This window comes from Kitasatospora sp. NPDC022785 (assembly GCF_055561295.1).
This window is the reverse complement of the sequence record NZ_JBVHHB010000001.1, coordinates 270,529-293,550: the sequence shown is the minus strand read 5'-3', so window position 1 is coordinate 293,550 and position 23,022 is coordinate 270,529. Positions and strand designations below refer to the sequence as shown.

19 protein-coding genes and 1 riboswitch are annotated in these 23,022 nt (G+C 74.0%); of the genes, 5 read left to right on the top strand and 14 right to left on the bottom strand.

The window, feature by feature from the left end; all coding sequences use genetic code 11:
• The first annotated feature begins 189 nt into the window (after positions 1-189).
• Positions 190-2,220: an anthranilate synthase family protein gene (locus ACZ3YO_RS01255; protein ID WP_465563259.1), complete on the top strand. Its 2,031-nt coding sequence runs from the start codon at positions 190-192 to the stop codon at positions 2,218-2,220.
• 48 nt (positions 2,221-2,268) lie between these two features.
• On the opposite strand, the gene ACZ3YO_RS01250 is transcribed toward ACZ3YO_RS01255, so the two are convergent.
• The 3 genes from ACZ3YO_RS01250 to ACZ3YO_RS01240 all read right to left on the bottom strand — a co-directional run bounded on the left by ACZ3YO_RS01250 (position 2,269) and on the right by ACZ3YO_RS01240 (position 5,079).
• Positions 2,269-2,934 (bottom strand): response regulator, encoded by a 666-nt coding sequence (locus ACZ3YO_RS01250; protein ID WP_465564130.1) that lies wholly within the window; start codon positions 2,932-2,934, stop codon positions 2,269-2,271.
• Between the two features lie 37 nt (positions 2,935-2,971).
• A complete protein-coding gene (macS, locus tag ACZ3YO_RS01245; RefSeq protein ID WP_465563257.1) occupies positions 2,972-4,174 on the bottom strand; it encodes a MacS family sensor histidine kinase in 1,203 nt (400 codons plus the stop codon).
• Between the two features lie 107 nt (positions 4,175-4,281).
• The gene (locus ACZ3YO_RS01240; protein ID WP_465545942.1) at positions 4,282-5,079 is read right to left on the bottom strand and encodes a lysophospholipid acyltransferase family protein; all 798 of its coding nucleotides are present in this window, start codon (positions 5,077-5,079) and stop codon (positions 4,282-4,284) included.
• Positions 5,080-5,310: 231 nt separating this feature from the next.
• Between ACZ3YO_RS01240 and ACZ3YO_RS01235 the strand changes: the two genes are divergently transcribed.
• Positions 5,311-6,105 (top strand): alpha/beta hydrolase, encoded by a 795-nt coding sequence (locus ACZ3YO_RS01235; RefSeq protein ID WP_465563254.1) that lies wholly within the window; start codon positions 5,311-5,313, stop codon positions 6,103-6,105.
• Positions 6,106-6,115: 10 nt separating this feature from the next.
• Positions 6,116-6,832 (top strand): hypothetical protein, encoded by a 717-nt coding sequence (locus tag ACZ3YO_RS01230; protein WP_465563252.1) that lies wholly within the window; start codon positions 6,116-6,118, stop codon positions 6,830-6,832.
• A 24-nt stretch (positions 6,833-6,856) separates the two neighbouring features.
• Here ACZ3YO_RS01230 and ACZ3YO_RS01225 read toward each other — a convergent pair whose 3' ends face one another.
• The 5 genes from ACZ3YO_RS01225 to ACZ3YO_RS01205 all read right to left on the bottom strand — a co-directional run bounded on the left by ACZ3YO_RS01225 (position 6,857) and on the right by ACZ3YO_RS01205 (position 11,057).
• Positions 6,857-7,615, bottom strand: coding sequence for an endonuclease/exonuclease/phosphatase family protein (locus ACZ3YO_RS01225; protein WP_465563250.1), 759 nt, complete (start codon positions 7,613-7,615; stop codon positions 6,857-6,859).
• 203 nt (positions 7,616-7,818) lie between these two features.
• A complete protein-coding gene (locus ACZ3YO_RS01220; protein ID WP_396319410.1) occupies positions 7,819-8,763 on the bottom strand; it encodes an ROK family glucokinase in 945 nt (314 codons plus the stop codon).
• Positions 8,764-8,955: 192 nt separating this feature from the next.
• Positions 8,956-9,315, bottom strand: coding sequence for a DUF5304 family protein (locus ACZ3YO_RS01215; RefSeq protein WP_465545631.1), 360 nt, complete (start codon positions 9,313-9,315; stop codon positions 8,956-8,958).
• Positions 9,316-9,424: 109 nt separating this feature from the next.
• Entirely contained in the window at positions 9,425-10,597 is a 1,173-nt protein-coding gene (locus tag ACZ3YO_RS01210) for an ArsA family ATPase (protein WP_465563245.1), read from the bottom strand.
• Between the two features lie 25 nt (positions 10,598-10,622).
• Positions 10,623-11,057 (bottom strand): SRPBCC family protein, encoded by a 435-nt coding sequence (locus ACZ3YO_RS01205; RefSeq protein ID WP_465563242.1) that lies wholly within the window; start codon positions 11,055-11,057, stop codon positions 10,623-10,625.
• A gap of 332 nt (positions 11,058-11,389) precedes the next feature.
• Here ACZ3YO_RS01205 and ACZ3YO_RS01200 point away from each other — a divergent pair, with 332 nt between their 5' ends.
• On the top strand, positions 11,390-13,183 hold the full coding sequence (locus ACZ3YO_RS01200; RefSeq protein ID WP_465563239.1) for an AMP-dependent synthetase/ligase: 1,794 nt from the start codon (positions 11,390-11,392) through the stop codon (positions 13,181-13,183).
• Positions 13,184-13,232: 49 nt separating this feature from the next.
• On the opposite strand, the gene ACZ3YO_RS01195 is transcribed toward ACZ3YO_RS01200, so the two are convergent.
• Complete coding sequence (locus ACZ3YO_RS01195; protein ID WP_465563236.1) at positions 13,233-14,369, bottom strand: glycosyltransferase family 4 protein; 1,137 nt, start codon at positions 14,367-14,369, stop codon at positions 13,233-13,235.
• A 245-nt stretch (positions 14,370-14,614) separates the two neighbouring features.
• Between ACZ3YO_RS01195 and ACZ3YO_RS01190 the strand changes: the two genes are divergently transcribed.
• Positions 14,615-16,027 carry a glycosyltransferase 87 family protein gene (locus ACZ3YO_RS01190; RefSeq protein WP_465563233.1) on the top strand — a complete coding sequence of 471 codons (1,413 nt, stop codon included), beginning with the start codon at positions 14,615-14,617 and terminating at the stop codon, positions 16,025-16,027.
• 101 nt (positions 16,028-16,128) lie between these two features.
• Here the strand turns inward: ACZ3YO_RS01190 and ACZ3YO_RS01185 are convergent, their stop codons facing one another.
• The 5 genes from ACZ3YO_RS01185 to ACZ3YO_RS01165 all read right to left on the bottom strand — a co-directional run bounded on the left by ACZ3YO_RS01185 (position 16,129) and on the right by ACZ3YO_RS01165 (position 22,914).
• Positions 16,129-17,181: a gluzincin family metallopeptidase gene (locus ACZ3YO_RS01185; protein WP_465563230.1), complete on the bottom strand. Its 1,053-nt coding sequence runs from the start codon at positions 17,179-17,181 to the stop codon at positions 16,129-16,131.
• A 143-nt stretch (positions 17,182-17,324) separates the two neighbouring features.
• A complete protein-coding gene (locus ACZ3YO_RS01180; RefSeq protein WP_465563227.1) occupies positions 17,325-18,389 on the bottom strand; it encodes a C40 family peptidase in 1,065 nt (354 codons plus the stop codon).
• A gap of 225 nt (positions 18,390-18,614) precedes the next feature.
• A complete protein-coding gene (locus tag ACZ3YO_RS01175) occupies positions 18,615-19,754 on the bottom strand; it encodes a C40 family peptidase (protein ID WP_396319419.1) in 1,140 nt (379 codons plus the stop codon).
• 10 nt (positions 19,755-19,764) lie between these two features.
• Positions 19,765-19,920: riboswitch (cyclic di-AMP (ydaO/yuaA leader) on the bottom strand.
• 324 nt (positions 19,921-20,244) lie between these two features.
• Positions 20,245-21,288: a C40 family peptidase gene (locus ACZ3YO_RS01170; RefSeq protein WP_465563223.1), complete on the bottom strand. Its 1,044-nt coding sequence runs from the start codon at positions 21,286-21,288 to the stop codon at positions 20,245-20,247.
• A gap of 210 nt (positions 21,289-21,498) precedes the next feature.
• A complete protein-coding gene (locus ACZ3YO_RS01165) occupies positions 21,499-22,914 on the bottom strand; it encodes an NYN domain-containing protein (protein ID WP_465564126.1) in 1,416 nt (471 codons plus the stop codon).
• Positions 22,915-23,022: the final 108 nt, after the last annotated feature.

Here is a 23,022-nt window from a genome sequence, read left to right as displayed (position 1 = left end):
TGCCCGAGGGATGAGACACCTGCCGGACATTCGTGTGACGGCCCCGCCAAGGTCCTGCGCATCCGCTACGCTCGACGCATGAACGCGCCGCACACCTACTCCTGGTGGTGGGCCGACCCCTCGGGTGGCCCGCAGATCCCGCGTTCCTAGACGAACACGACGGCCGCCCCTCGGGGCGGCCGTCGGCGTATGAGCAGACGGCCCTCCCGGGAGCGGAACTCCAGTACCGCCCCCGCCTCCACTCAGAAGGAAGCCGCCACCGTGACCACCGCCACCGACCTGCTCGCCCGACTGACCGGCCCGGACGCCCCCGCCTTCGCCCTGCTGCACCGCCGCACCCCCCGGCTCGCCCCGGACACCGTCGAGGTGCTGCTGGGCACCGTCGGCAGCTACGAGCGGCTGGCCGACCTGCCGGTCCGCGAGGGCGTCCCGGCCGGCGGCCCGGTGCACGACCTGCTCGCGCTCGTCCCGTACCGGCAGATCCGCGAACGCGGCTTCGAGGCGCACGACGACGCCACCCCGCTGCAGGCCCTCGCGGTGACCGAGCAGTACGCACTTCCGCTGGCCGAACTGACGCCCGCCCTCCCGCAGCTGCCGGTCTCCCTGTCCGGCGGTGCGTTCGACATCGACGACCAGGAGTACGCCGGCATCGTCCGCCGGGTGATCGAGGACGAGATCGGGCGCGGCGAGGGCGCCAACTTCGTGATCCGGCGGGACTTCACCGCCACCCTGGAGGCCCGCGGCGGAGCCGCCGACGGACATTGCTCCCCCGCCCTCGCGCTCACGCTCTTCCGCCGGCTGCTCCAGCAGGAGCGCGGCGCCTACTGGACCTTCCTGGTGCACACCGGTGACCGCGTCCTGGTCGGCGCCTCCCCCGAGGTGCACGTGCGCCAGAGCGGCGGGACGGTCGTGATGAACCCGATCTCCGGCACCTACCGCTATCCGGCGGGCGGCGCCGACCTCGACTCGCTGATCGCCTTCCTCCACGACCCCAAGGAGCTGGAGGAGCTCACCATGGTGGTCGACGAGGAACTCAAGATGATGTGCACCGTCGGCGACCTCGGCGGCCAGGTGCTCGGGCCGCGCCTCAAGGAGATGTCCCACCTCGCGCACACCGAGTACGAGCTGCGCGGGCGCACCTCGCTGGACGTCCGCGAGGTGCTGAAGGAGACGATGTTCGCCGCCACCGTCACCGGAAGCCCGGTGCAGAACGCCACCCGGGTGATCAGCCGGTACGAGCGCGGCGGCCGCGGCTACTACGCCGGCGCGCTCGCCCTGATCGGCCGCTCGGCCAGCGGCGGCCAGCAGCTGGACTCCCCGATCTGCATCCGCGCCGCCGACATCGACCCCGCCACCGGCCGTCTGGTCGTCCGGGTCGGCGCGACCCTGGTGCGCCACTCCGACCCGGAGTCCGAGGTCGCCGAGACGCACGCCAAGGCCGCCGGGGTGCTCACCGCGATCGGTGCCCGCCCCGCGCCCGCCCGGCTGCCGAACCCGTCCGGCCCGCGGCTCGCCGACGACCACCGGGTCCAGGCGGCGCTGGACGCCCGGCGCGCCAACCTGGCCCCGTTCTGGCTTCGGATGCAGGAGCCGGCCAGGATCACCCAGGCCGAGCCGGCCCTGGTGGTGGACGGCGAGGACACCTTCACCTCGATGCTCGCCCACCTGCTGACCTCGCTCGGCCACCAGGTCACCGTCGTCCGCTTCGACGAGCCCGGCCTGCGCGAGCGGGTCGCCGCCCACCGGGGCCCGCTGGTGCTCGGCCCCGGCCCGGGCGACCCGGCCGCGGCCGACGACCCCAAGATGGCCGTGCTCCGCCCGATCGTCGCCGACGCGCTGGCCGCCGTCCGCTCCGGCGCCCGCACCGCGCCGCTGCTCGCCGTCTGCCTCAGCCACCAGCTGCTCTCGGACGTCCTCGGGCTGCCGCTGGCCCGCAAGGCCGTGCCGTTCCAGGGCGCGCAGGAGAGCGTCGACCTGTTCGGGGTGAAGCGCACGGTGGGCTTCTACAACACGTTCACCGCGCGCTGCTCGGACGCGGACGCCGCCCGGCTGGCCGCCGAGGGCGTCGAGGTCTCGCGCGACCCGCTGACCGGCGACGTCCACGCGCTGCGCGGCCCCGGCTTCGCCGGCCTGCAGTTCCACCCGGAGTCGGTGCTCACCCGCGACGGTGTGGACATCGTCGCCGGGCTGCTCCGGGAGGCCGCCGCCGTCCGCGGCTGAGGTTCCCCGCAGGTCCCCGAGCGGTGCGCCGCCCGTGCGGCCCACCGCTCAGATCTCGTCGTCCAGGCCCTGCTCTATCGCGTACCGGACCAGCTCGACGCGGTTGTGCAGCTGGAGCTTGCCGAGGGTGTTCTGGACGTGGTTCTGCACCGTGCGGTGGGAGAGCACCAGCCGGTCGGCGATCTGCCGGTACGACAGCCCCTTGGCGACCAGCCGCAGGACCTCGGTCTCCCGGGCCGTCAGCTGCGGGACGGCGGGGGCGGTCGGCGCGGCGGGCTCGGCGGCCAGCCGGCGGAACTCGCCGAGCACCAGGCCGGCCAGGCCCGGGGTGAAGACCGCGTCGCCGACGGCGGTACGGCGCACCGCGTCCAGCAGCTCGTCCCGGCCGGCCGACTTCACCAGGTAGCCGGTCGCGCCGGACTTCACCGCCTCCAGCACGTCCGCGTGCTCACCGCTCGCGGAGAGCACCAGGACGCGCACCGACGGGTCCTGGGCCACCACCTGGCGGCAGGCCTCGGCGCCGGAGAGGCCGGGCAGGTTGAGGTCCAGCACCACCACCTGCGGGGCGCAGGCGCGGGCCCGGCGGACGGCCTCCTCGCCGTCACCGGCGGTGGCCACCACGTCCAGCCCGGCTTCGGCGAGGTCCCGCGAGACGGCGTCGCGCCACATCGGGTGGTCGTCCACGACCATGACCCGCACCGGCCGGTCGGCCATCGGCAGGTCGGTCGTCGGCCGGTCAGTCGTCGGCCGGTCAGTCGGCTGGTCGGTCATCAGAGCCCTTCCTCGGGACGCGGAGTTCGACCTCGACGCCCTCCCCGGGCACCGAGTACAGCTCGGCCGTGCCGCCGAGGTCCAGCAGCCGGCCGCGGATCGACTGGGAGACACCGAGCCGGCCGGCCTGCTCCGCCTCGCCGAGCCGCCCGGGGGCGAAGCCCGGGCCGTCGTCGCGGATGCTGACCGTGACGGCCTCCGGCTCGTCCTCGACCAGGATCCAGGCGCGGGCTCCGGAGCCGGCGTGCTTGCGGACGTTGTCCACGGCGGCGCCGACGGCCGCGGCCAGCTCACCGGCGGCCGGAGCGGGCAGCAGCACCGGGGTGCCGGGGGCGGAGAGCGTGATCCGCTCGTCCGCGTACGCGCCGAGCAGCGTGCGGAGGTCCCGCGGCTCCAGCGGTGCGCGCTGGGCCGGCAGCGGGCCGCCGCTCATCAGTGCCCGCAGCGCGCGCTCCTGCTCTCCGGCCAGCCGGCCCAGCTCGGCGAAGTCGGCGTTCCGGCCGTCACCCTGCTCACCGCCCTTGCGCTGGACCAGCGCGAGCACCTGGAGCACGCCGTCGTGGATGTCCCGGGAGAGCCGCTCGCGCTCCCGGTTGGCGGCCTCCACCTGGAGCGCGCGGGTGAGCGTCGCCTCGCTGGCCCGGGCCAGTTCGATCACGTAGCCGATCGCACAGCCGGCCACCATCAGCAGCACGATGTTGTGGATGTTGTCGCCGGTCGGACCGCCGTGGCCGAGGATGTTGGCCACCCCGATCACCGAACCGGCCGCCGCCGCCCAGCGCCAGCCGCCCCGGCCGGCGAAGCCGAGCACGGTGCCCGCCGCCCAGATGGTCGGCAGGGTGGGCGCGCCGTGGCTGATCCGGGCCGGGTCGTCGGTCAGACCGCTCATCACGATGCCGGTGACGGCGAGCGTGAGGTCGGTGCCGAGCACGTACCAGGTGCAGCGCTGCGGCCCGGCGAAGGCACGGGTGCTGGCCAGCGTCCAGAGCGTCAGCGCGCCGAGGTAGATCCAGCCGGCGACGGGGTGCAGGAACTCCAGGTACGAGTTGAAGAAACGCAGCACCGCGTAGCAGAGCGCCAGGACCCGGAAGAAGGAAATGGCCCGCCAGAGCGGCAGTTCGACGGACATGCCGCCGGCCGCGACCGCCCCGCCGACCGCAGCCGTTCTGCCGCCGTCCGTCATCGTCCCCGCCCCTCCCTCGGCGGCCGGGGGCGCGTCCGCCCGTCCCCGTCGCGCGCCGGGGCGGGAACCGTCGGACACGCCCTCAGGCCGGGCCGCTCCTGCTGGTCCTACTCGGCGGCCTTCTGGTCCTGCTCGGCGGCCTTCTGCGCCTTCTCCGCCTCGGCCTTCTCGGCCTTGGCGGCGGCCTGCTCGGCCTTCTGGACCGCCTTGCGCTCGGCGTCCGCGCGCTTCTTGTCGTCGGCGATCTGCCGCTTGGCGGCCGTCGCGTAGATGTCCACGTACTCCTGGCCGGAGAGCCGCATGATCTCGTACATCACCTCGTCCGTCACCGAACGGAGGATGAAGCGGTCGTTCTCCATGCCGTGGTAGCGGGAGAAGTCCAGCGGCCGGCCGATCCGGATGCCCGGGCGGATGCCGAAGTTGGGGACCACCTGGCCGGGCGGCTGCACCTTCTCGGTGTCGATCATCGCGACCGGGATCACCGGCGCGCCGGTGGCCAGCGCGACGCGGGCCAGGCCGCCGACCTTGCCGCGGTACAGCTTGCCGTCGGGCGACCGGGTGCCCTCCGGGTAGACGCCGAACAGCTCGCCGCGGTCCAGTACCGCGATCGCGGAGCGGATCGCCGCCTCGCCGGCGCCGCGCACGCCCGAACGGTCGACCGGCAGCTGGCCGACGCCCTTGAAGAAGGCGGCCGTCAGCTTGCCCTTCACACCGGGCGTGTTGAAGTACTCGGCCTTCGCGATGAAGGTCACCCGGCGCTTGATCAGCGCGGGGAAGAAGAAGGAGTCCGAGAAGGACAGGTGGTTGCTCGCGATGATCGCGGCACCCTCGGTGGGGATGTTCTCCTCACCCTCGATCCACGGCCGGAAGAAGATCCGAAGCAGTGGCGCGACGATCATCTTCATCAGTCGGTAGAACAACCCGGGCCTCCTGTTATGCGGACCGGTCGATCCTAATGCCCCGCGGCGGCCGCCCGCGCCCCGCCCCGCCCCGGCGGGGCGTCCGGAGGGGGTGTACGGCGGGGGTGTACGGCGTGGGCGGGCACATGGGACGATGCGGTTTCCGCAGCCTGCCGTTGCCGTACCGCCCTTTCCCGCGTCCTCTTCTCAGCGTCCCCGCCCGCGAAGGAGCCCGCCATGCCGCTGCTGCCCGGTGCCGAACCGTACCGCCACCGGGGCGGACCGGTGGGCGTGCTGCTCTGCCACGGCTTCACCGGCTCGCCGCAGTCGCTGCGCCCGTGGGCCGAGGAGCTGGCCGCGGCCGGGTACACCGTCGCACTGCCGCTGCTGCCCGGGCACGGCACCCGCTGGCAGGACATGCAGGTGACCCGCTGGGAGGACTGGTACGCCGAGGTCGAGCGGGAGTTGCTGGCGCTGTCCGCCGAGTGCGAGCAGGTCTTCGTCTTCGCCCTGTCGATGGGCTCCTCGCTGGCGCTGCGGCTGGCCGCCGTGCACGGGCCGGCCGTCTCGGGGCTGGTGCTGGTCAACCCGTCGGTGCGTTCCGACAACCCCGCAAGTGTGCTGCTTCCGGTGCTGCGTCACCTGGTGCCCAGCCTGCCCGGGATCGCCAACGACATCGCCCGCCCGGGCTCGGCCGAGCTCGGCTACGACCGGACACCGCTGCACGCGGCCTGGTCGCTGACCAGGCTCTGGAAGGACGTCCAGGGCCGGCTGCCGCAGGTGACCCAGCCGGTGCTGCTCTTCCACAGTCCGCAGGACCACGTCGTCTCGCCGGCCAACTCGGAACTGGTGCTGGCCCGGATATCCTCGACCGACGTGACGGAGCGGCTGTGCCAGCGCAGCTACCACGTCGCGACGCTGGACCACGACGCGGCGGAAATATTCACGGCCAGCCGGGACTTCATCCGACGGCTGGCTCCCGCACACGCGGCGGGCGTCACCCGGGTCGAATCCGACGATCACCAAGGCTGAAGGGCCGGAAGTGCACGAGAGCAGCACGGCGGGCGGCGAGGACGAGGCGCCCCGCGAGGACGCGGAGAACGAGAAGGCCGACGCCGCCGAGGGCGCCGACGGCGGTAAGGACACCGGCGCGAACCGTGGCCCCGGCACCGGTGCGGACGCCGGCAAGGGCGCCACCGGCGCCGCCGAGCCGCCCCGGGTGCGGCGCGCGCCCGAACGCAGCCAGGCCGAACAGGACGAGATCTTCGCCGCGCTGGTCGCCCAGTTCGACGACCCCGTCGACCTCAACAACCCGAACTGGCCGGAGATCGAGGACCTCAGGGCGCGCGGCGAGCTGAAGGGCGGTTTCAAGGACGCCACCGACCGCCGCACCGACCCGGACGACCTCTCCGACCTGGCGCCGCAACCCCGCCCCCGCTCCACCAAGCCCGTGATGCCGGCCGCCGCCTCCGGCCCGCGCGACTTCGAGCTGGACGAGGAGACGGACGAGGGCCACTTCGTCCCGCCGGAGCCGCCGCCGCTGCCCGCCGCGGACGTCACCGCCAAGTTCGCGTGGCTGGCCGTGCTCGGCGGCCCGGCGCTGCTGCTGTTCGACGCGGTGGTCTGGCGCGAGGTCTCCGGCTGGCCGGCCTGGGTCGGGGTGACGGCCTTCCTGGGCGGCTTCGTCACCCTGGTGGTCCGGATGAAGGAGCGCGACGAGGACGAGCCCGAGGACCCGCACGGCGGTGCGGTCGTCTGACTCCCGGCCGGCCCCGCCCGCCGTTCAGCCGACCGGCAGCTCCAGGACGGCGAGCACCGGGAGATGGTCGGTGGCGGCCCGCAGGTCGGCCTCGGTGACGCCGGGCAGGCCGTGCGGGACGCCGCAGGCGAGAACGCGTACGCCGGGGGTGGCGAAGACGGCGTCGATCCGCTGGTAGGGGTTCTCCGGGACGGACGTGAACTCGCCGCCCCAGGGCGCGACCACATGGCCGTCCTGGAGCCGCCCGGCCAGCAGCCGCCAGCCGGGGCCGTCCGGGTGTTCGTTGAAGTCGCCTGCCACCACGCCGAGTTCGGTGAGCCTCAGCTGGTCGAGCAGCAGCTCGAACTGCCCGTACCGCTCCGCCCGGTCCAGGCTCAGATGGCAGGCGGTGACGGAGAACGGCACCGAGCCGGCCACCCTGACGACCGCGCTGGCGAAGCCGCGGGCGTGCAGGCCGCGGGTCTTGGGCAGCAGCCGGTCGTGGACGCCGAGCACGTCCACCCCCAGCCGGCCGAGCAGCAGCGGTCCGGCGGCGGTCCGGCCGCCGCCGGACAGGACGACCGTGCCGGTCTGCCGGGCGAGCCACGCCGCCTGGCCCTCCGGCCGCCAGTAGCGCGGCGACTCCTGGACGCAGACCACGTCCGGTTCGCAGGCCCGGATCACCCGGACCAGGGCGTGCCGGTCGTCGCGCAGCGAGCGGACGTTGTAGCTGAGCAGCCGCAGCCGCCCCGGCCCGGGCGGCGGCAGCCCGGCCGGGCCGGCGCTCGTCGGTTCACTCGTCATGGCGGTCCTCCCCTGGCGTCCGGTGGTGATCCGTTGACGACCGTACGGCAGCGGGAGGGCCCGGCGGCGGGAGAACACGAAGGCGGGGGAACGCGGGGACAGGGCACCGGGGAACGCGAGGGCGGGGGATCACGCGCCGGCGGCGGCACGGCCGTGGCCCGGAGGCCGTGGCCGCGCCGCCGCCGGCGTGCGCGTTGGTGGGGTCAGACGGTGCGGGCCAGGTCGGCCGCGCCGGAGATGCCGGCGGCCGACCCCATCGAGGCGAGCACCACCTCGGCGCGCGGGCGGTGCACCCCGCCGGTCAGGTAGTACTCGAAGGCCTTGGCGACCGGGTCGAGCAGCAGCCGGCCGGAGTCGGAGACACCGCCGCCGAGCACGAAGACGCCCGGGTCGAAGAGCGCGGCGAGGTCGGCCATGCCCCGGCCCAGCCAGTCGGCCAGCTCGGCGTAGCACTCCAGGGCGAGCGGGTCGCCCTCCTCGGCGGCCTGGGTGATGTGGATGCCGCGGATGGTCTCGGCGACGCCGTCGTTGAGCTCCAGCATCCGCTTGCCGTGGATCGGGTCGGCGGCGGCCTTCTCGCGGCCGTAGCGGCGCAGCGCCCGGCCCGAGCCGTACTGCTCCCAGCAGCCCCTGCCGCCGCAGCCGCAGGCCAGGCCGTCGGGAACCATGTTGAGGTGGCCGATCTCGCCGGCCACGCCGAACCGGCCGCGGTGCATCCGGCCGTCCAGGACGAGGCCGCCGCCGATGCCGGTGCCGACGGTGATCAGCACCATGTCGTCGTGCCCGGCGGCCGCGCCGAAGCGGTACTCGGCCCAGGCGGCGCAGTTGGCGTCGTTCTCGACCACGGTGTCCAGGCCGGTGAGCTCCTCGATCCGGGTGCGCAGCGGCTCGTCCTCCCAGTCGATGTTGGGGGCGAAGATCACCGTCGAGCGGCCGCGGTCGACGAAGCCGGGGGCACCGACGCCGGCCGCGACCACGTCGGGGTACTGCTCCTTGAGCTCGCGCACGGCCTGCGCGATGGCGTCGACCGCCCACTGCGGGTCGGCCGGGGTGGGCACCCTGGTCCGGGCCAGGATCTCGCCCGCCTCGTTGACCACGCCTGCCGCGATCTTGGTCCCGCCGACGTCGACGCCGATGGTCAGAGCCATGTGTCCCTCAGCTATTCACTCGTTCCCGCTGGACGGAACGGTACCGCCCAACCCTGCCCCCGTATACACCGTCGCATACATTAACCGAAGACAATCGACGTCCAAGCTCGCCGATCCCCTTCAAAAGTCGTACATTCTTACCCGCACCGTCGCAGCACGCAGCCGCTTGGTGACTCTTTCGGGATCAGGGCTTCACAGCTTGTCGGACGGCCCGTCAGGCGTGTCGAGATCGATCCGCTCGCTGCGGGCGCCCTCGCCGGCGGTCCAGCGGTGCTCGTGACCGGCCACGGCGGCCCGGTAGGCGGCCAGCAGCTCGCCGCCGGCCGCGGCCAGCCCGCTGCCCGCGGCGGCCAGGTGCTCGTACACGTCGGGCTGCTTCTCGCGCAGGCGGTCGGCGAGGCCGGCCAGCGAGATCAGGGTCTCGGCGCCGGCCTCCTGGGCCTTCTGACCGACGGCGCCGGCGAACCGGCGGACCTCGTCCACCAGCGGGCCCAGCTCCGGGCCGAAGGGGTGCTCGGCGGCCTGCTCGGTGCGGTCGTCGGCGGTGGTCATCGCGGGCGTCTCCTCGGCTCCGGCCGCGCCTGCGGCCACTGGCCCCGACGCTACCGGACCGGGCCCGCACCCCCGGGGCCGCTCGGAAGCCCCTGGCCACCCGGGAGTCTCAGCCGCGCGGCCAGAGCGCTGGGTCCGGCGCGAAGCGGACGGCGAGCGCCCCGTCGTGCAGGCCGGCGCCCGCGACGGTGCAACGGCGCAGCGCCGAGGGCAGGGTGAGGACGCGCCGGTGGGCGCCGAGGCCGACCACCAGCTCGTCGCCGCGTCGCACCAGGTCCAGATCGGCCCGGTCGGCGCCGGGCAGGGCGAGGTGCCAGACCAGCAGGCCGTCCTCGGCCAGCCGGTCCTCGACCGACCACGGCTCGGGGGCGAGCGGCGCCGGGCCGGGCCCGGCCCCGTAGAGACGGTCGGCGACAGCCTCCAGGGTGACCTCGGCAAGGCCGGTGACCAGCACCGGCACGTCGCCGGCGGCGGCCAGGGCGGCCAGCTCCTCCTGCCTGCGGCGGGCCAGCCCGGCCAGCCACGGGTCGGGCGAGTCGGCGGCGCCGTCCGGCAGTGCGCCGTGCACCACGACGGCGTCCGGCCGGTGCCCGTGCAGGGCCAGCCCGGCGCGGATCCGGCGCAGTTCCTCGTACGGGTGTCCGTCCGCGGCGGTGACCAGGCGGACGCTGGTGCCGGGCGCGGTGATCGCGGCGCGGGCCTCGGCGAGCGCGGCGGCCGCCTTGGTCCGGGTCTCGTACAGCCAGTCGGCGGGCATCGGGACCCCGGCGAGGCCGGCCAGCAGCGGGCGCAGCGCCCGGGCGGCCTGGCGCTGCTCGGGGACGAGCCGGGCCAGGTAGCGCTCCAGTTGCTCGGGCAGGGCGAGCGTGCCGATCAGTTCGGCGGGCGGCGGGGCGAGCACCACCAGGACGTCCGCGTCGGCGGCGGGCAGGGCGCGCAGCAGCGCGAGGCGGGCGGTGCCGGGGAGCGCGGTGAGCTCCTCGGGGTCGAGCGGCTCGGCGCCGAGCAGGTCGAGGGCGGGCTTGAGCCGGCCGCCGATCTCGCCGAGGGCGTGCCGGAAGGCGGCCTGCTCGTCGGCCCGGGCCACGGTCAGCCCGGGCGCGTAGGCGGCGGGTTCGGCCTCCAGCCGGGTCCCGAGGACGGTGTCCAGGGCGCGGTGCGGGTCGTCGGCGGCCAGCAGCAGGGTGCGGTGACCCTGCCGGGCGGCGTGCAGGGCGGTGGCGGCGGCCACCATGGGCGCCGCAGCGTCGCCGCTGACCAGGATGGTGCGTGTGGCCGTCATGCCGTGCTGCCCCGCTTTCCGGGCGTCAGCCCTCGACGCGCTTCTTCAGGCCGGCCAGCGCCCGGTCGATGATGACCTTCTCGGCCTTGCGCTTGATCATGCCGAGCATCGGGATCTTGACGTCGACGGCGAGCTGGTAGGTGACCTCGGTCCGGCCGCCGTCGAGCGGGGCGAGCGCGTAGGAGCCGTCCAGCGAGCGGAGCATCTGGCTGCGCACCAGCGTCCAGCTGACCTCGCGGTCGTCGTCCCAGGTGTAGGCGAGGACGTGCTCGTCGCGGATGGCGCCGGCGTCGAGCAGCAGGCGCACCTGGGCGGCGCGGCCGTTCTCGGCGTTCTCCAGTACCTCGATCTCCTTGACCTCGCCGGTCCAGGCCGGGTAGGCGGCGAAGTCGGCGATCACGGCCATGACCGCTGCCGGGGTCGCGTCGATGGTGATGCTCGACCTGGTGTGCTCCGCCATGGAATGGCCCTCCGCGTCGTCCCTTGCTGCCGGCCCGGCCGAGCCTGCTCGGTCGGGTGCGCCCGGAGCAGGCTATCGCGCCCGGGGGTGCCCTCCGGTCCAGGGCCCGGTGGCCTGCCACGCCGCCGGGGCCCGGGCTCCGGGGGCGTGGCAGGCTACCGGTCGGTCACCCCGGGGCTGCCGTAGGGTGCCATTCGAACGACCCGGTCACGGCCTGGTCGGACCGGGTAAAGGTGTGACACTTCGAACACCGGAGCCGACCCCCCTGGTCGAAGCTGCCTACCGGGCAGTAACGTCCTGCCGTCCCGCAGCGTCGCGAACGAGGAGCAGTCTTGCTCGACTTCAGCCTTCCGGCCCTCTACCAGGTACCGAGCGGCGGTAACCTCTCCGACCTCGTGCACCAGAACGCCGAGCGGCACCCGAACGTCGCGGTGCTCAGTCGTAAGGTGGACGGCCAGTGGCAGGAGTTGACCGCCACCCAGTTCCTGGTCGAGGTGCACGCCGCGGCCAAGGGCCTGGTCGCGGCGGGCATCGAGCCCGGCGACCGGGTGGGCATCATGTCCCGCACCCGGTACGAGTGGACGCTGCTGGACTTCGCGATCTGGTCGGCCGGCGCGATCACCGTGCCGGTGTACGAGACGTCCTCCGCCGAGCAGGTCGAGTGGATCCTCGGCGACTCCGGCGCGGTGGCCGTCCTCACCGAGACCGACCGGCACGCCGAGGTGGTCGAGCAGGTCCGCGAGCGCCTGCCGGAGCTGAAGCACACCTGGCAGATCGAGGCCGGCGCCCTGGCCGCGCTGGCCGAGGCCGGGCAGCACGTCTCCGACACCACCCTCGACGAGCGCCGCTCGGTGGCGACCTCCGACTCGGTCGCGACCATCGTCTACACCTCGGGCACCACCGGCCGCCCCAAGGGCTGTCAGCTGACCCACGGCAACTTCCTGGCCGAGCTCGGCAACGTGACGGCCCGCATGGAGTCGCTGTTCCGGACCGGCGAGGGCTCCGTCCTGCTGTTCCTCCCCCTCGCGCACGTGCTCGGCCGGATCGCCGAGATCGCCGCCGCGATCGCCCCCATCAAGCTCGGCCACGTCTCGGACATCAAGGACGTCACGGCCGAGCTCGCGTCGTTCCGCCCGACGCTGATCCTGGGCGTGCCCAGAGTCTTCGAGAAGGTCTACAACACCGCCCGTGCCAAGGCCCAGGCCGACGGCAAGGGCAAGATCTTCGACAGGGCCGCCGACACCGCGATCGCGTACAGCCGGGCGCTCGACGGCGGGGGTGCGGGCCTGGGCCTGCGGATCAAGCACGCCGTCTTCGACAAGCTGGTCTACAGCAAGCTGCGCGCCGCCCTCGGCGGCCGGGCCACCCACGCGATCTCCGGCGGCGCCCCGCTCGGCGAGCGCCTCGGCCACTTCTACCGGGGCATCGGCTTCACCGTCCTGGAGGGCTACGGCCTGACCGAGACCTGCGCGGCCACCGCCTTCAACCCGCACGACAAGCCGAAGATCGGCACCGTCGGCCAGCCTCTGCCCGGCTCGGCCGTGCGGATCGCCGAGGACGGCGAGGTGCTGCTGAAGGGCCCGCAGATCTTCACCGGCTACTGGAACAACCCGCAGGCCACCGCGGACGCCCTGCAGGACGGCTGGTTCGCCACCGGCGACATCGGCTCGCTGGACGACGAGGGCTACCTGACCATCACCGGCCGGAAGAAGGAGATCATCGTCACCGCGGGCGGCAAGAACGTCGCCCCTGCGGTGATCGAGGACCGCATCCGGGCGCACGCGCTGATCGGCGAGGTGATGGTGGTCGGCGACCGCAAGCCGTTCATCGGCTGCCTGGTCACCGTCGACGAGGACTTCTTCCCCAAGTGGAAGGAGCTGAACGGCAAGCCGGCCACCGCCACCGTCGCCGAGCTGCGCGAGGACGCTGACCTGCTGGCCGCCCTCCAGGCCGCGGTGGACGACGGCAACGCGGCCGTGTCGCACGCCGAGGCGGTCAAGAAGTTCCGCCTGCTGGACACCGTCTTCTCCGAGGAGAGCGGGCACCTGACGCCCTCCCTCAAGCTCAAGCGCAACGTCGTGCTGAAGGACTTCGCGGCCGACGTCGAGGCCATTTACCAGCGCTGAGGCCACACGCGAAGGGCCCCCGCCTCGGCGGGGGCCCTTGGGCGTGCGCTCAGCCCGCCAGCAGCGAGGTGAGCCGGCCGGCCAGCAGGTCCCACCGCCAGGACCGGTCCACCCAGCGCCGGCCGGCCTCGCCGAGGCGTCGGCGCAGCTCCTCGTCGTTCAGCAGCCGGACGATCCGCTCGGCCGCCGCGGCCGGCGAGCCGCCCGGCACCACGTAGCCGGTCTCGCCCTCCAGCACCGCGTCCGGCGCACCGCCGGAGTCCCCGGCCACCACCGGCAGGCCGGTCGCCGAGGCCTCCAGGTAGACGATGCCCAGGCCCTCGACGTCCAGCCCGCCCCGGCGGGTGCGGCAGGGCATCGCGAAGACGTCCCCGGCGCCGTAGTGCGCGGGCAGCTCCTCCCACGGCACCGACCCGGTGAAGCGCACCGAGGCGCGGACGCCCCGGGCGTCGGCGAGCTTCTCGAGATCCGCCCGGTACGGGCCGCCGCCGACGATCAGCAGCACGGCGTCCGGCACGTCCGCGAGGATCTGCGGCATCGCCTCGATCAGGGTGTCCTGGCCCTTGCGCGGCACCAGCCGGGACACGCAGACCACCACCGGCCGGTCCGCCAGGCCGAGCCGGCGGCGCAGCTCGGCGCCGCCCGACTCCGGGTGGAAGGTCTGCTCGTCCACGCCCGGCGGCAGCTGCACCATCCGCGCGGCCGCCTCCGGGCCGACCGCGCCGGCGATCCGGGAGCGGGTGTACTCGCCGAGGTAGGTCAGGGTGTCGGTGCCCGCGCCGATCCGGCGCAGCAGCTGCCGCGCCGCCGGGAGCTGGGCCCAGGCGGCCTCGTGCCCGTGCGTCATGCCGAGCAGCCGGCCGGCCCCGGCACGGCGCAGCGCGGGCGCCATCAGCCCGAGCGGGGCGGCCGCGCCGAACCAGACGGAGTCGCACTTCTCGGCCCGGAGGATCTCGGCGGCCCGCCGGGTGACCCGCGGTGTGGGAACCATCACCTTCGTCCGGTCGCGGATCACCGGGAACGGCTGCTCGGCGTCGAACCGGGCGACCTCGCTGCCGTCGCGCCAGGTCGAGGCGTACACCACGATGCTCCCGGCGGGCTGACGGACAGCCATGTTGTGGACGAAGGCCTGGATACCGCCGGGTCGCGGCGGGAAGTCGTTGGTGACGATCAAGGTCTTGTGCATCAGGCCACGGCTCGCTCGGTCGGGGGGTGCTCGGTGTACCGCTGGGTGATCCGTACGATAGGTCAACACCATGACCCGCCGGGAACGGAACCGTGCACGGCAACCGTTTCACCCCCGGGTCTGTCCTAGTACCTAGGCAGCCGGTGGGGCCCGCCCGGACGACGGCGCAGTGCCCGACACCGACCGCCCGGGCGTCCGTCTCGCGACGCCTCCGGTGGGACGTCCGAGACGAACGAGGGAGCGCAGTGGAGTTGGCCCCGGCCACCGAGTCCGGTAACCCCAGCGGCGCCGACGGCCCCGGCACGGCCCTGGCCGTCCGCCGGGAGCCCGTCCAGGCCCCCGCCCGCCCCGCCGGGCGTGCCGGGGCGCTCTGCGCGCTCGGCGGAAGCTGGCTGGCCACCCGGGCACTGCTGCTCCTGCTGGTGACCGGCGTGCTGCGGATGCCCGGCGGGGACGTCACCACCGACGTCTGGCTGATCTACCACGGCTGGTACGGCGTCCTGCAGACCGGCACCTTCCCGCTGGACGACGTCACCTGGCAGTACCCGCCCGGCGCCGCTCTGGTGATCATGCTGCCGGGGCTGCTGCCCTGGTCGTACCTGGTCTCCTTCTGGGTGATCTGCGGGATCGCGGACGCCGCCGCGATGGCCCTGCTGGTGCGGACCGGGCTGCGCAAGGGCCGGGCGCTGACCGGCGCCTGGGTCTGGGTGGCCGGCGTCCCGCTGCTCGGCCCGATGATCTACAACCGGTACGACGTCATCGTCACCGCGGTCGCGGTGGCCGGCCTGCTGGCGCTGATCCGCCGCCCGGCGATCGGCGGACTGCTGCTGGGCCTGGGCGGGATCATCAAGATCTGGCCGCTGATCGGCCTGATCGGCACCCCGTCCGGCCGGCGCACCCGCCGCGCCTGGACGGCCGCTGCGGCCACCGCCGTCTCGGTGGGCTTCCTGCTCGCGGCCGGGATGAACGGCGCGTTCGAGTTCCTGACGTTCCAGAAGGACCGTGGCGTCGAGGTGGAGTCGGTGGGCGCGCTTCCGCTGCACTTCGCCCGGATCGCCGGGGCCTGGGACGGCAAGGTGATGATGAACTACGGCTCGGTGGAGATGCTCGGGCCGTGGGTCAACGTGGTCGGCAAGGTGATGATGGCCGGCACCCTGCTGGGCTTCGCCTGGCTGCTGCTCTGGCGCTTCACCGCCAAGCGCCGCAACGCCGCCACCATGTACGACGCGGCGCTGACCGCGCTGCTGATCTTCACCGTGACCAGCCGGGTGATCAGCCCGCAGTACCTGGTCTGGCTGGTCGGCGTGGCGGCGGTCTGCCTGACCGTACGCGGCAGCAGCCAGCGGCCGGTGGCGCTGCTGATCCTGGCCGCGACGCCGCTGACCCTGGTGGAGTTCCCGCTGATGTTCAGCGAGGTGGTCGGCAGCGAGCCGTGGGCGATCACCTGGCTCACCCTGCGCAACCTGCTGCTGGTGGCCGCCACCGTGCTCTCCTGCATCCGGCTCTGGCGCTCCACCCGAGGCCCCGAGCAGCTGCCGCCCACCGTGGTGCTGGCCCGCCCGGAGCCCGCCTCCGCCTACCCGGTGCGGCCGGGTATCGCGTACGAGCAGGACCTGCTGGACGGCATCGACCGGCCGACGGCCGGCGAGCGGCGCTAGGTCCCTCCGGCGGCGGACGGATCCTCGCTCCTGCCCGCGGCGGACGGGCCCGCGGTACCGTCCGGTCGATCGCGCGCCCGGCGAGACCGGCCGGACGACGCCTACCCCTTGAGCCGCCGGACCTCGGCGAGCCAGAGGTCGGTGAACTCGGCGAGCCCGAGGCCGAGTTCGGCCCGGAGCACGCGGTCCAGCCACTGTTCCCGGCCGTCCCCCCGGCCCGCCGCGCCGACCGCACGGTAGAGGGCGACCAGCCGCTCGGGCCCGTGACGGCGGGCGATCAGCTCACAGGCCAGCCAGGACTGCTCGTAGGCCTGGGCGATGCCGGCGGAGCCGGCGGTGAAGTCCTGGTCGGCGGGCAACGCCGTGGGCAGCCTCCCGGCGGCGACGTCGCGGGCCAGCTCGGGGGCGATCTGCTGCGGGGAGCGGCCCGAGCCCCGGTAGCCCGTCCAGTCGGCGACGCCCTCGGAGAGCCAGAGCGGCGTCCAGGAGCGGGTGTCGGACCTGGTCGCCACGTGCGTGGCCTCGTGGGTGATCACCACCTGACGGCCGAAGTCGCTGAGCCCGCCGTACGCCTCGGGGTTGACCAGCACCCGGTCGGCCGGGGTGTGCCAGGGCGCGCCGGGCGCCGCGGTGGTGACGGCCGCCATGCCGGTCCAGGCGGCCGGGTCGGCCTCCAGCAGCCGGGCGAACTGTGCCTCGGTGGCGGGCAGCTCCAGCAGTAGCCGGCCCGCCCAGCCGGTGCCCCAGAGCGCGCCGACGGCCGGGACGGCGCGGTCGGCCACGGCGGCGAGCCCGGCCGCGTCCGGTCCGCCCGCCAGGCCGAGCACCAGGGTGTGCTCACCGCGGGCGGGCGCGACGGTGCCGAGGTCCCAGAACGGCGGCGGGCCCCCGGCGCTCTCCTCCCGCTCGACCCGCCAGCCGCCGGGGGTGCGCAGCAGCGCGAGCCGGCGCGGGTACACCACGGGGTACTCGTCGTACCCGGCCACCCGGACGGCCAGCTCGGCGGTGGCGCTCAGCCGGTCCGGCGCGCCGGCCGGGCCGAGTACGAGGTTGCGGTAGCCCGCCTCGGCCAGCGGCAGCGCGGACGGCCCGGCGGCCAGGGCCCGGGCGCGCTCGGCCAGCAGTGCCGTCACCTCGGCCTGCTGGTCCGCCACCGCCCGCGCGGGCGCCGCCGGGGCGGCCCCGGGCAGCGAGAGCTGGGCCAGCCCGCCGGCGGCGAGCAGCAGGGCACCGCGCCGGGACAGCGTGCAGCGGCGTGCCCCGGCGGCGGTGGAGGAAGGTCTCGGCCCGGACCGGCTCAGAGCCGGATCACCCCCGCGACGGGCATCGCGTTGACACTCTCGTACCGGACCTTGGCACCCGGGTACGGGGCATGCACGATCACCCCGCCGCCGGCGTACATGCCGACGTGGTGCATGTCCCGGTAGAAGATCACCAGGTCTCCCGGTCGCGCGTCGGAGATGCTGACCCGCTGACCGGCGTACGCCTGGGCCTGCGAGGTGCGCGGCAGGGTCACTCCGGCCTGCCGCCAGCTCCAGTACATCAGACCGGAACAGTCGAACGCGCGGGGCCCGGTGGATCCGTACACATAGGGCGAGCCGATCATCTTCACGGCGGCGGCCAGCGCGGCGGCGCCGCGTTCGGAGGCGGGCGGGGCGGTGCCCAGGTCGAGCCGGTCGGTGCCGCGGGTGGCGCGCTGCTCGGCCTCGCGGGCGTCCTGGGCGGCCATCCGGGCCCGTTCGCCGGCGCCCAGGCTGTTGAGCAGCTTCTGCGCCTCGGCCAGCCGCTGCTGGATCTGCTGTTTGCTGTCGGCCAGGATGCGGCGGGTCTGGTCCAGCTCGGAGAGCCTGGCGGAGGCCTCGGCACGGCGCTGGTCGAGCCGGCGCTGACGGGCCACCACCTCGTGCAGCGTCTCGTTCTGCCGCTCGGCGGCCTGGTCCAGACTGCGGGCCCGGGAGAGGTAGCCCTCGGGGTCGGTGGAGAGCATCAGCTGGACGGTCTGCGTCATGCCTCCGCCGCGGTACTCGGCGCCGGCCACGGTGGCGAGGTCGCCGCGCAGCTGGTTGAGCTCGTCCTGGGCGACGGCGACCTGCTGCTGGAGGGTGCCGGTCTCGTGCTGGAGCCGCTGCTGGGCGTCGAGCGCCGCGTTGTGCTTCTCCGAGGCCTGCTCGGCCTCGTCGTAGAGCTGCTCGACCTGCGCCTTGACGTCCTTGCGGCTGGAGGGCGTGTCCGGCGAGCCCGGCGCGGCCTGGGCGGTGCCGCCACCGGCCATACCGAGCACGGTGGTGGCCGCCGCTGTCAGCACCAGCGCACGGGCGAGCGCGTGCGCTCCTGACAGCGGGGAACGGCGGTGCACGGCCATGCGACGGTGGCTCCAATCCTGCGGCCCGGCCCCGCCGCCGCACCGGGGGTGGGCGGCTCGTGAGCGGGAGTCCGGTGGCAGACGTTAGCGAGTCCGGGCGATCGAGTCCAAACCCCTCCCAACCCGAATATTTGACCCTCAATCGGACATCTGCCCGAGCCGCCGGAAAAGCCGCAGGCCCGGCCTCCCACGAGGGGAGGCCGGGCCTGTCGGGGCCGATGCGGATCAGACGCGCACGATGGCGGAGATCGGCAGCATGGTGGCGGTCTCGTACCGGACCACCGCACCGGGCTTCGGCGCGTGGATGACCTGCCCGCCGCCCACGTACAGGGCGACGTGGCTGGCGTCGGCACGGTAGATGATCAGGTCGCCGGGCTGGGCGTTGGCGATGTTGGTGCCGACGTTGGTCCCGTAACCGGCCTGCTGCTGCGAGGTGCGCGGCAGCGAGACGCCCGCCTGCGCATAGGCCCAGCCGGTGAGGCCGGAGCAGTCGAAGGAGCTCGGGCCGGTGGCGCCGTAGACGTACGGCGAACCGAGCTTGCTCTCGGCGGCGGCGATCGCGGCGGCGGCGCGCGAGCCGTTGGCGGCCGGCGCGGCGGGCTTGGCGGCGGCCGGCGCCGAGGACGACGCACCGAGGTCGGTGCGGCTGTTGTCGCGGGAGGCGCGGTCGGCGTCGGCCTTGGCCTTCGCCTCGGCCTTGGCGGCGTCCGCCTTGGCCTTCGCCTCGGCGGCGGCCTTCTCCTCGGCCGCGCGCAGCGCCTGGCGCTCCTGCTCGGTCAGCGTGTTGAGCAGGTCCTGGGCCTTGGCCAGCTTGCCCTGGACCTCCTCCTTGGAGGCCTTCAGCTGCTGGGTGGTGGTCTCCAGCTCGCCGAGCTTGGCCTGGGCCTCGTTGCGGTCCTGGTCGAGCTTGCGCTGCTGCTCCTGGAGGTCCTTCAGCGCACCGGACTGGGTGCTGCTGGCCTGGGTCAGCGCACCGGCCTGGTTCAGGAAGTTGTCCGGGCTGGACGAGAGCATCAGCTGGACGGTCGACGATATGCCGCCGTTGCGGTACTGCTCGCCGGCGATCTCGGCGAGGCCGCCCTGGGCCTCGGTCACCGAGGCCTGCTGACGGGCCACCTGGTCCTGGAGCTCGCCGACCTGCTTCTGCAGCTCCTGCTGCTTGGCCTGGGCACCGTTGTACTTCTCGGTCGCCTGCTCGGCCTGCTCGTTGAGCTGGTCGACCTGCTCCTTGACCTGGTCCTTGGTCGGCGTCGGGTCGGCGTGGGCGCCGGACTGCGCGGAGAGGGCGACGGCAGCGGCGGCGACACCGGTCAGGATCGAGACCCGGGCGCGGCCGGCAGGCTTGGGACGACGATGGGACGCCACGAAGGCGGACTCCTTCTTCCAACGCCCGCCTACCGGGTGAGCTGACGGGTTCGGGCCGGAAGCGTGCCCTACGACGCCTCACCGGCCGTTCCAGCGGCCGACCTGGCGCCGATTCACCCCGGAGGAACATTGGTTCCCCGGCTCCGCTCCACAGCGCCCCCGACTGCTGGGCTCCCCGTCGGACCGGTCTGCGACCCGTCCCGCTGCTTCACGAACTCGGCGGTAAACCCCCGCCGCCACCCAGGCTGGGTGATCGACTGTGCGGTGGTTCGAGGCACGACCCTAGTAACAGAACCGTGATCCGTTCAAATCCTTGTCAGAAAAAAGACGGAAGAATACCCAAGTTCATTTGTGAATATGACCGGGTGTGACGGGCGCCGTACGCGGAGCTGATCATTTCTCACATACGGCCGGGAACACCGACGCCACCCCCGCTCGGAGGTGGCGCGGATCACAGGGCCGGATCCCGGCCCCTGGGCGTGTCGGTCCGTCAGACCCGGCGGATGGTGTTGATCTTCATCGCGTCGGCCTTCATCACCTTCACCACATCGCCGGTGTGCGGCGCGTGCACCACCATGCCGTTGCCGATGTACATCGCGACGTGGCTGCGGTCGTCGCGGTAGATGATCAGGTCGCCCGGCTGGGCCTCGGCGAGCGAGGGCACCCGGGTGCCGACGTTGCCCTGTGCCTGCGAGGTGCGCGGCAGCGAGACGCCGGCCTTCCCGTACGCCCAGACCATCAGGCCGGAGCAGTCGAAGGTGCTCGGGCCGGTGGCGCCCCAGATGTACGGCGAGCCCTGCTTGCTCATCGCGTTGGAGACGGCCGCCCCGGCGAGACCGGAGGCCTGCGGCAGGCTGCCGAGGTCGGCACGCTCGCTACCGCGCGAGGCCCGGTCGTCCTGCTGCTGGGCGGCCTTCAGCGCGGCCCGGTCCGCCGCACTCAGCGAGTTCAGCAGGTCCTGGGCCTCCTTCAGCTTCTTGTTGACCTCGGCCTTGGACTGGTTCAGGTCCTTGGTCGTGGTGTCCAGCGAGGCGAGGATCGCGGCGGCCTCGGTCTTCTGCTGGTCCAGCCGGCGCTGCTGGTCCTGGAGGCCCTTGAGCGCGTCGGCCTGGCTGGAGCTGGCCTGCTGCACGCTGGAGGCCTTGTCCAGGTAGCCGGACGGGTCGGAGGAGAGCATCAGCTGCACGGACGGGTCGATGCCACCGGTGCGGTACTGCTCGCCGGCCACCGCGGCCAGCCCGCCCTGAAGCTGGGTCATCTGGTCCTGGCCGCGTGCCACCTGGTCCTGGAGCTGGTCGGCCTGCTTGCGGAGCTGGTCGGCCCGCTCCTTGGCGCCGTTGTACTTCTCGGTCGCCTGCTCGGCCTCCTCCTGGAGCTGGTCGATCTGCGCCTTCACGTCCTCCTTCTTGGGGGACGGGGTCGGCGCGGCGTGGGCGGCGACCTGGGCGGAGAGGGCGACCGCGGTCGCCGCGGCAGCGGTGAGCACGGAGACCCGCGCGCGGCTCGGCTGCTTGGGACGGCGGTGGGAGGCCAAGTGACCGGCTCCTTCCTTTTACGGACTCACCCAATCGAGTGAGAATCCGGAAAATAGGTTTGACGCCAGACCCTAGTGAAGATCCAGGCTTTGCGCCACTCCCCCGTTGGCGTGAACTCCGCCCCGCCGCCATGACTTCACGAGATCGCCACAGCACCGCAAGCCCCGCGCTGACCAGGCGTCACCCCGTCCGGCGGGGCCCGGGACAGCCTACGGCCGGGCCAGCCGGTTCAGCAGCAGCACCGAGGCGACAGGGCGCGCACCCGCCTTGCGCACGCCCTCCGCGACCTCCCGGTCGGTGGAGACCACGACCACCGGCCGGCCCTGGGGCTCGGCCCGCACCAGGCGCCTGATCAGCTCGTCCGCCGTCTCCCCGGTCCGGCTGAACCGCACCCGGACCCCGCGCGGCGGCGCCATGATCACCGGTACGTCCAGGTCCTGGCCGTCGAACACACAGGTGACCTCCGCCTGGGTGCGCTGCGCCAGCATCGCCAGCCCGCCCAGCAGCCGGATCCGCTGCTGCTCCAGCGGCAGTGCCGGATAGCCGGTCTTGGTCACGTTGTAGCCGTCCACCACCAGATGGACCTGCGGGATCGCCAGTAGCTGGTCCAGCAGCGCCGGATCGTCCTCGGCCAGCCCGCGCCGGGCCACGTCGTGCGGCGAGGCCGCACCCGGGACCACCGCCTCCACGAGGTCGGCCGGCCGGATCTGGGAGACCGGCAGGGCCAGCTCCCGCTGGAGGCCCTGCGCCGACTGCAGCACGGTGTCCAGCAGCAACCGCAGCCGCATGTCCTCGACGCTGCGCCCCTCACGGGCCGACCGGCGGCCCTGCTCGGCGGCGTTCTCCAGCTCGGAGATCCGGTGCCGCAGCCGGCGCGCCTCGTTCTCGGCCGCGCTGCGCTCGGCTCCCGACTGCGTCTTCAGCGCCTCCAGTTCGGCGCTGAGCCGGCGGGTCTCGGCCTGGGCCCTGCGGGTGTCGCTCTCCAGCGACCGCACCTTCCGGCGCAGCGAGTCGGCCTCCTTGCGGACGTCCTCCGACTCGGTCCGCTGCCGGTCCAGATCGGAGCGCGCCGCGGACCGCACCTCGGCCAGCTCCGCCTGCAGCTTCTCCACCAGCCGGGCCGCCTCGGCGGCCGCGCCCTCGGCGCCGGCCCGCTCCGCCTCCTCGCCGGCCTCGGACACCAGCCGGCTCCAGCCCGCCGAACGCACCAGGTAGGCGGCGGCCGCGACGTCCATCGGATCGGCGGCCCCGGGCACGCTGCCGGACTCCAGCGCCTTGACCAGATCGGGCTGGCCCAGCCGCAGCCGCTCCGCTATCCGCACCCGGAAGGCCGGCTCGGACTCCAGCGCGGCAGCCAGCGCGGTGGCCGCGTACTTGGCCCGCCGGGCCGGGGTGAACTTGGCGTACTGGCGCAGCGTCTGCGGCAGCTCGCCCGGCGGCAGCCCGCCGAGCGCGTCCGCGGCGAGGCCGACCACCCGGCGGCGCACGCCCTCGGGCAGCGGTCGGTCGAGCTTCTCCGACGCCCGCTCCGCGGCCTTCTCGGCAGCCGCCGCCGTCCCGTCGGCGTGCTCTGCCGCCGGCTCGTCACCGCCGGACTCCTCGGCGCCGGCCGTCCCGTCCGACAGCGGGTCTCCGGCCGGGGCGGGCGCGGACGGGGCTGCCTCGGCCGCGTCCGGCGCCTGCGCGTCCACAGCGGGCTGCCGCCCCTGCGGCCCCGCGGGCTCCTTCGCTGC

Bases quoted from the DNA above. Each gene is read 5' to 3' on its own strand.
- ACZ3YO_RS01255 (WP_465563259.1), top strand. From the start codon at position 190: ATGAGCAGACGGCCCTCCCGGGAGCGGAACTCCAGTACCGCCCCCGCC.
- ACZ3YO_RS01250 (WP_465564130.1), bottom strand. From the start codon at position 2,934: ATGGCCGACCGGCCGGTGCGGGTCATGGTCGTGGACGACCACCCGATG.
- macS (WP_465563257.1), bottom strand. From the start codon at position 4,174: ATGACGGACGGCGGCAGAACGGCTGCGGTCGGCGGGGCGGTCGCGGCC.
- ACZ3YO_RS01240 (WP_465545942.1), bottom strand. From the start codon at position 5,079: ATGAAGATGATCGTCGCGCCACTGCTTCGGATCTTCTTCCGGCCGTGG.
- ACZ3YO_RS01235 (WP_465563254.1), top strand. From the start codon at position 5,311: ATGCCGCTGCTGCCCGGTGCCGAACCGTACCGCCACCGGGGCGGACCG.
- ACZ3YO_RS01225 (WP_465563250.1), bottom strand. From the start codon at position 7,615: ATGACGAGTGAACCGACGAGCGCCGGCCCGGCCGGGCTGCCGCCGCCC.
- ACZ3YO_RS01220 (WP_396319410.1), bottom strand. From the start codon at position 8,763: ATGGCTCTGACCATCGGCGTCGACGTCGGCGGGACCAAGATCGCGGCA.
- ACZ3YO_RS01215 (WP_465545631.1), bottom strand. From the start codon at position 9,315: ATGACCACCGCCGACGACCGCACCGAGCAGGCCGCCGAGCACCCCTTC.
- ACZ3YO_RS01210 (WP_465563245.1), bottom strand. From the start codon at position 10,597: ATGACGGCCACACGCACCATCCTGGTCAGCGGCGACGCTGCGGCGCCC.
- ACZ3YO_RS01205 (WP_465563242.1), bottom strand. From the start codon at position 11,057: ATGGCGGAGCACACCAGGTCGAGCATCACCATCGACGCGACCCCGGCA.
- ACZ3YO_RS01195 (WP_465563236.1), bottom strand. From the start codon at position 14,369: ATGCACAAGACCTTGATCGTCACCAACGACTTCCCGCCGCGACCCGGC.
- ACZ3YO_RS01180 (WP_465563227.1), bottom strand. From the start codon at position 18,389: ATGGCCGTGCACCGCCGTTCCCCGCTGTCAGGAGCGCACGCGCTCGCC.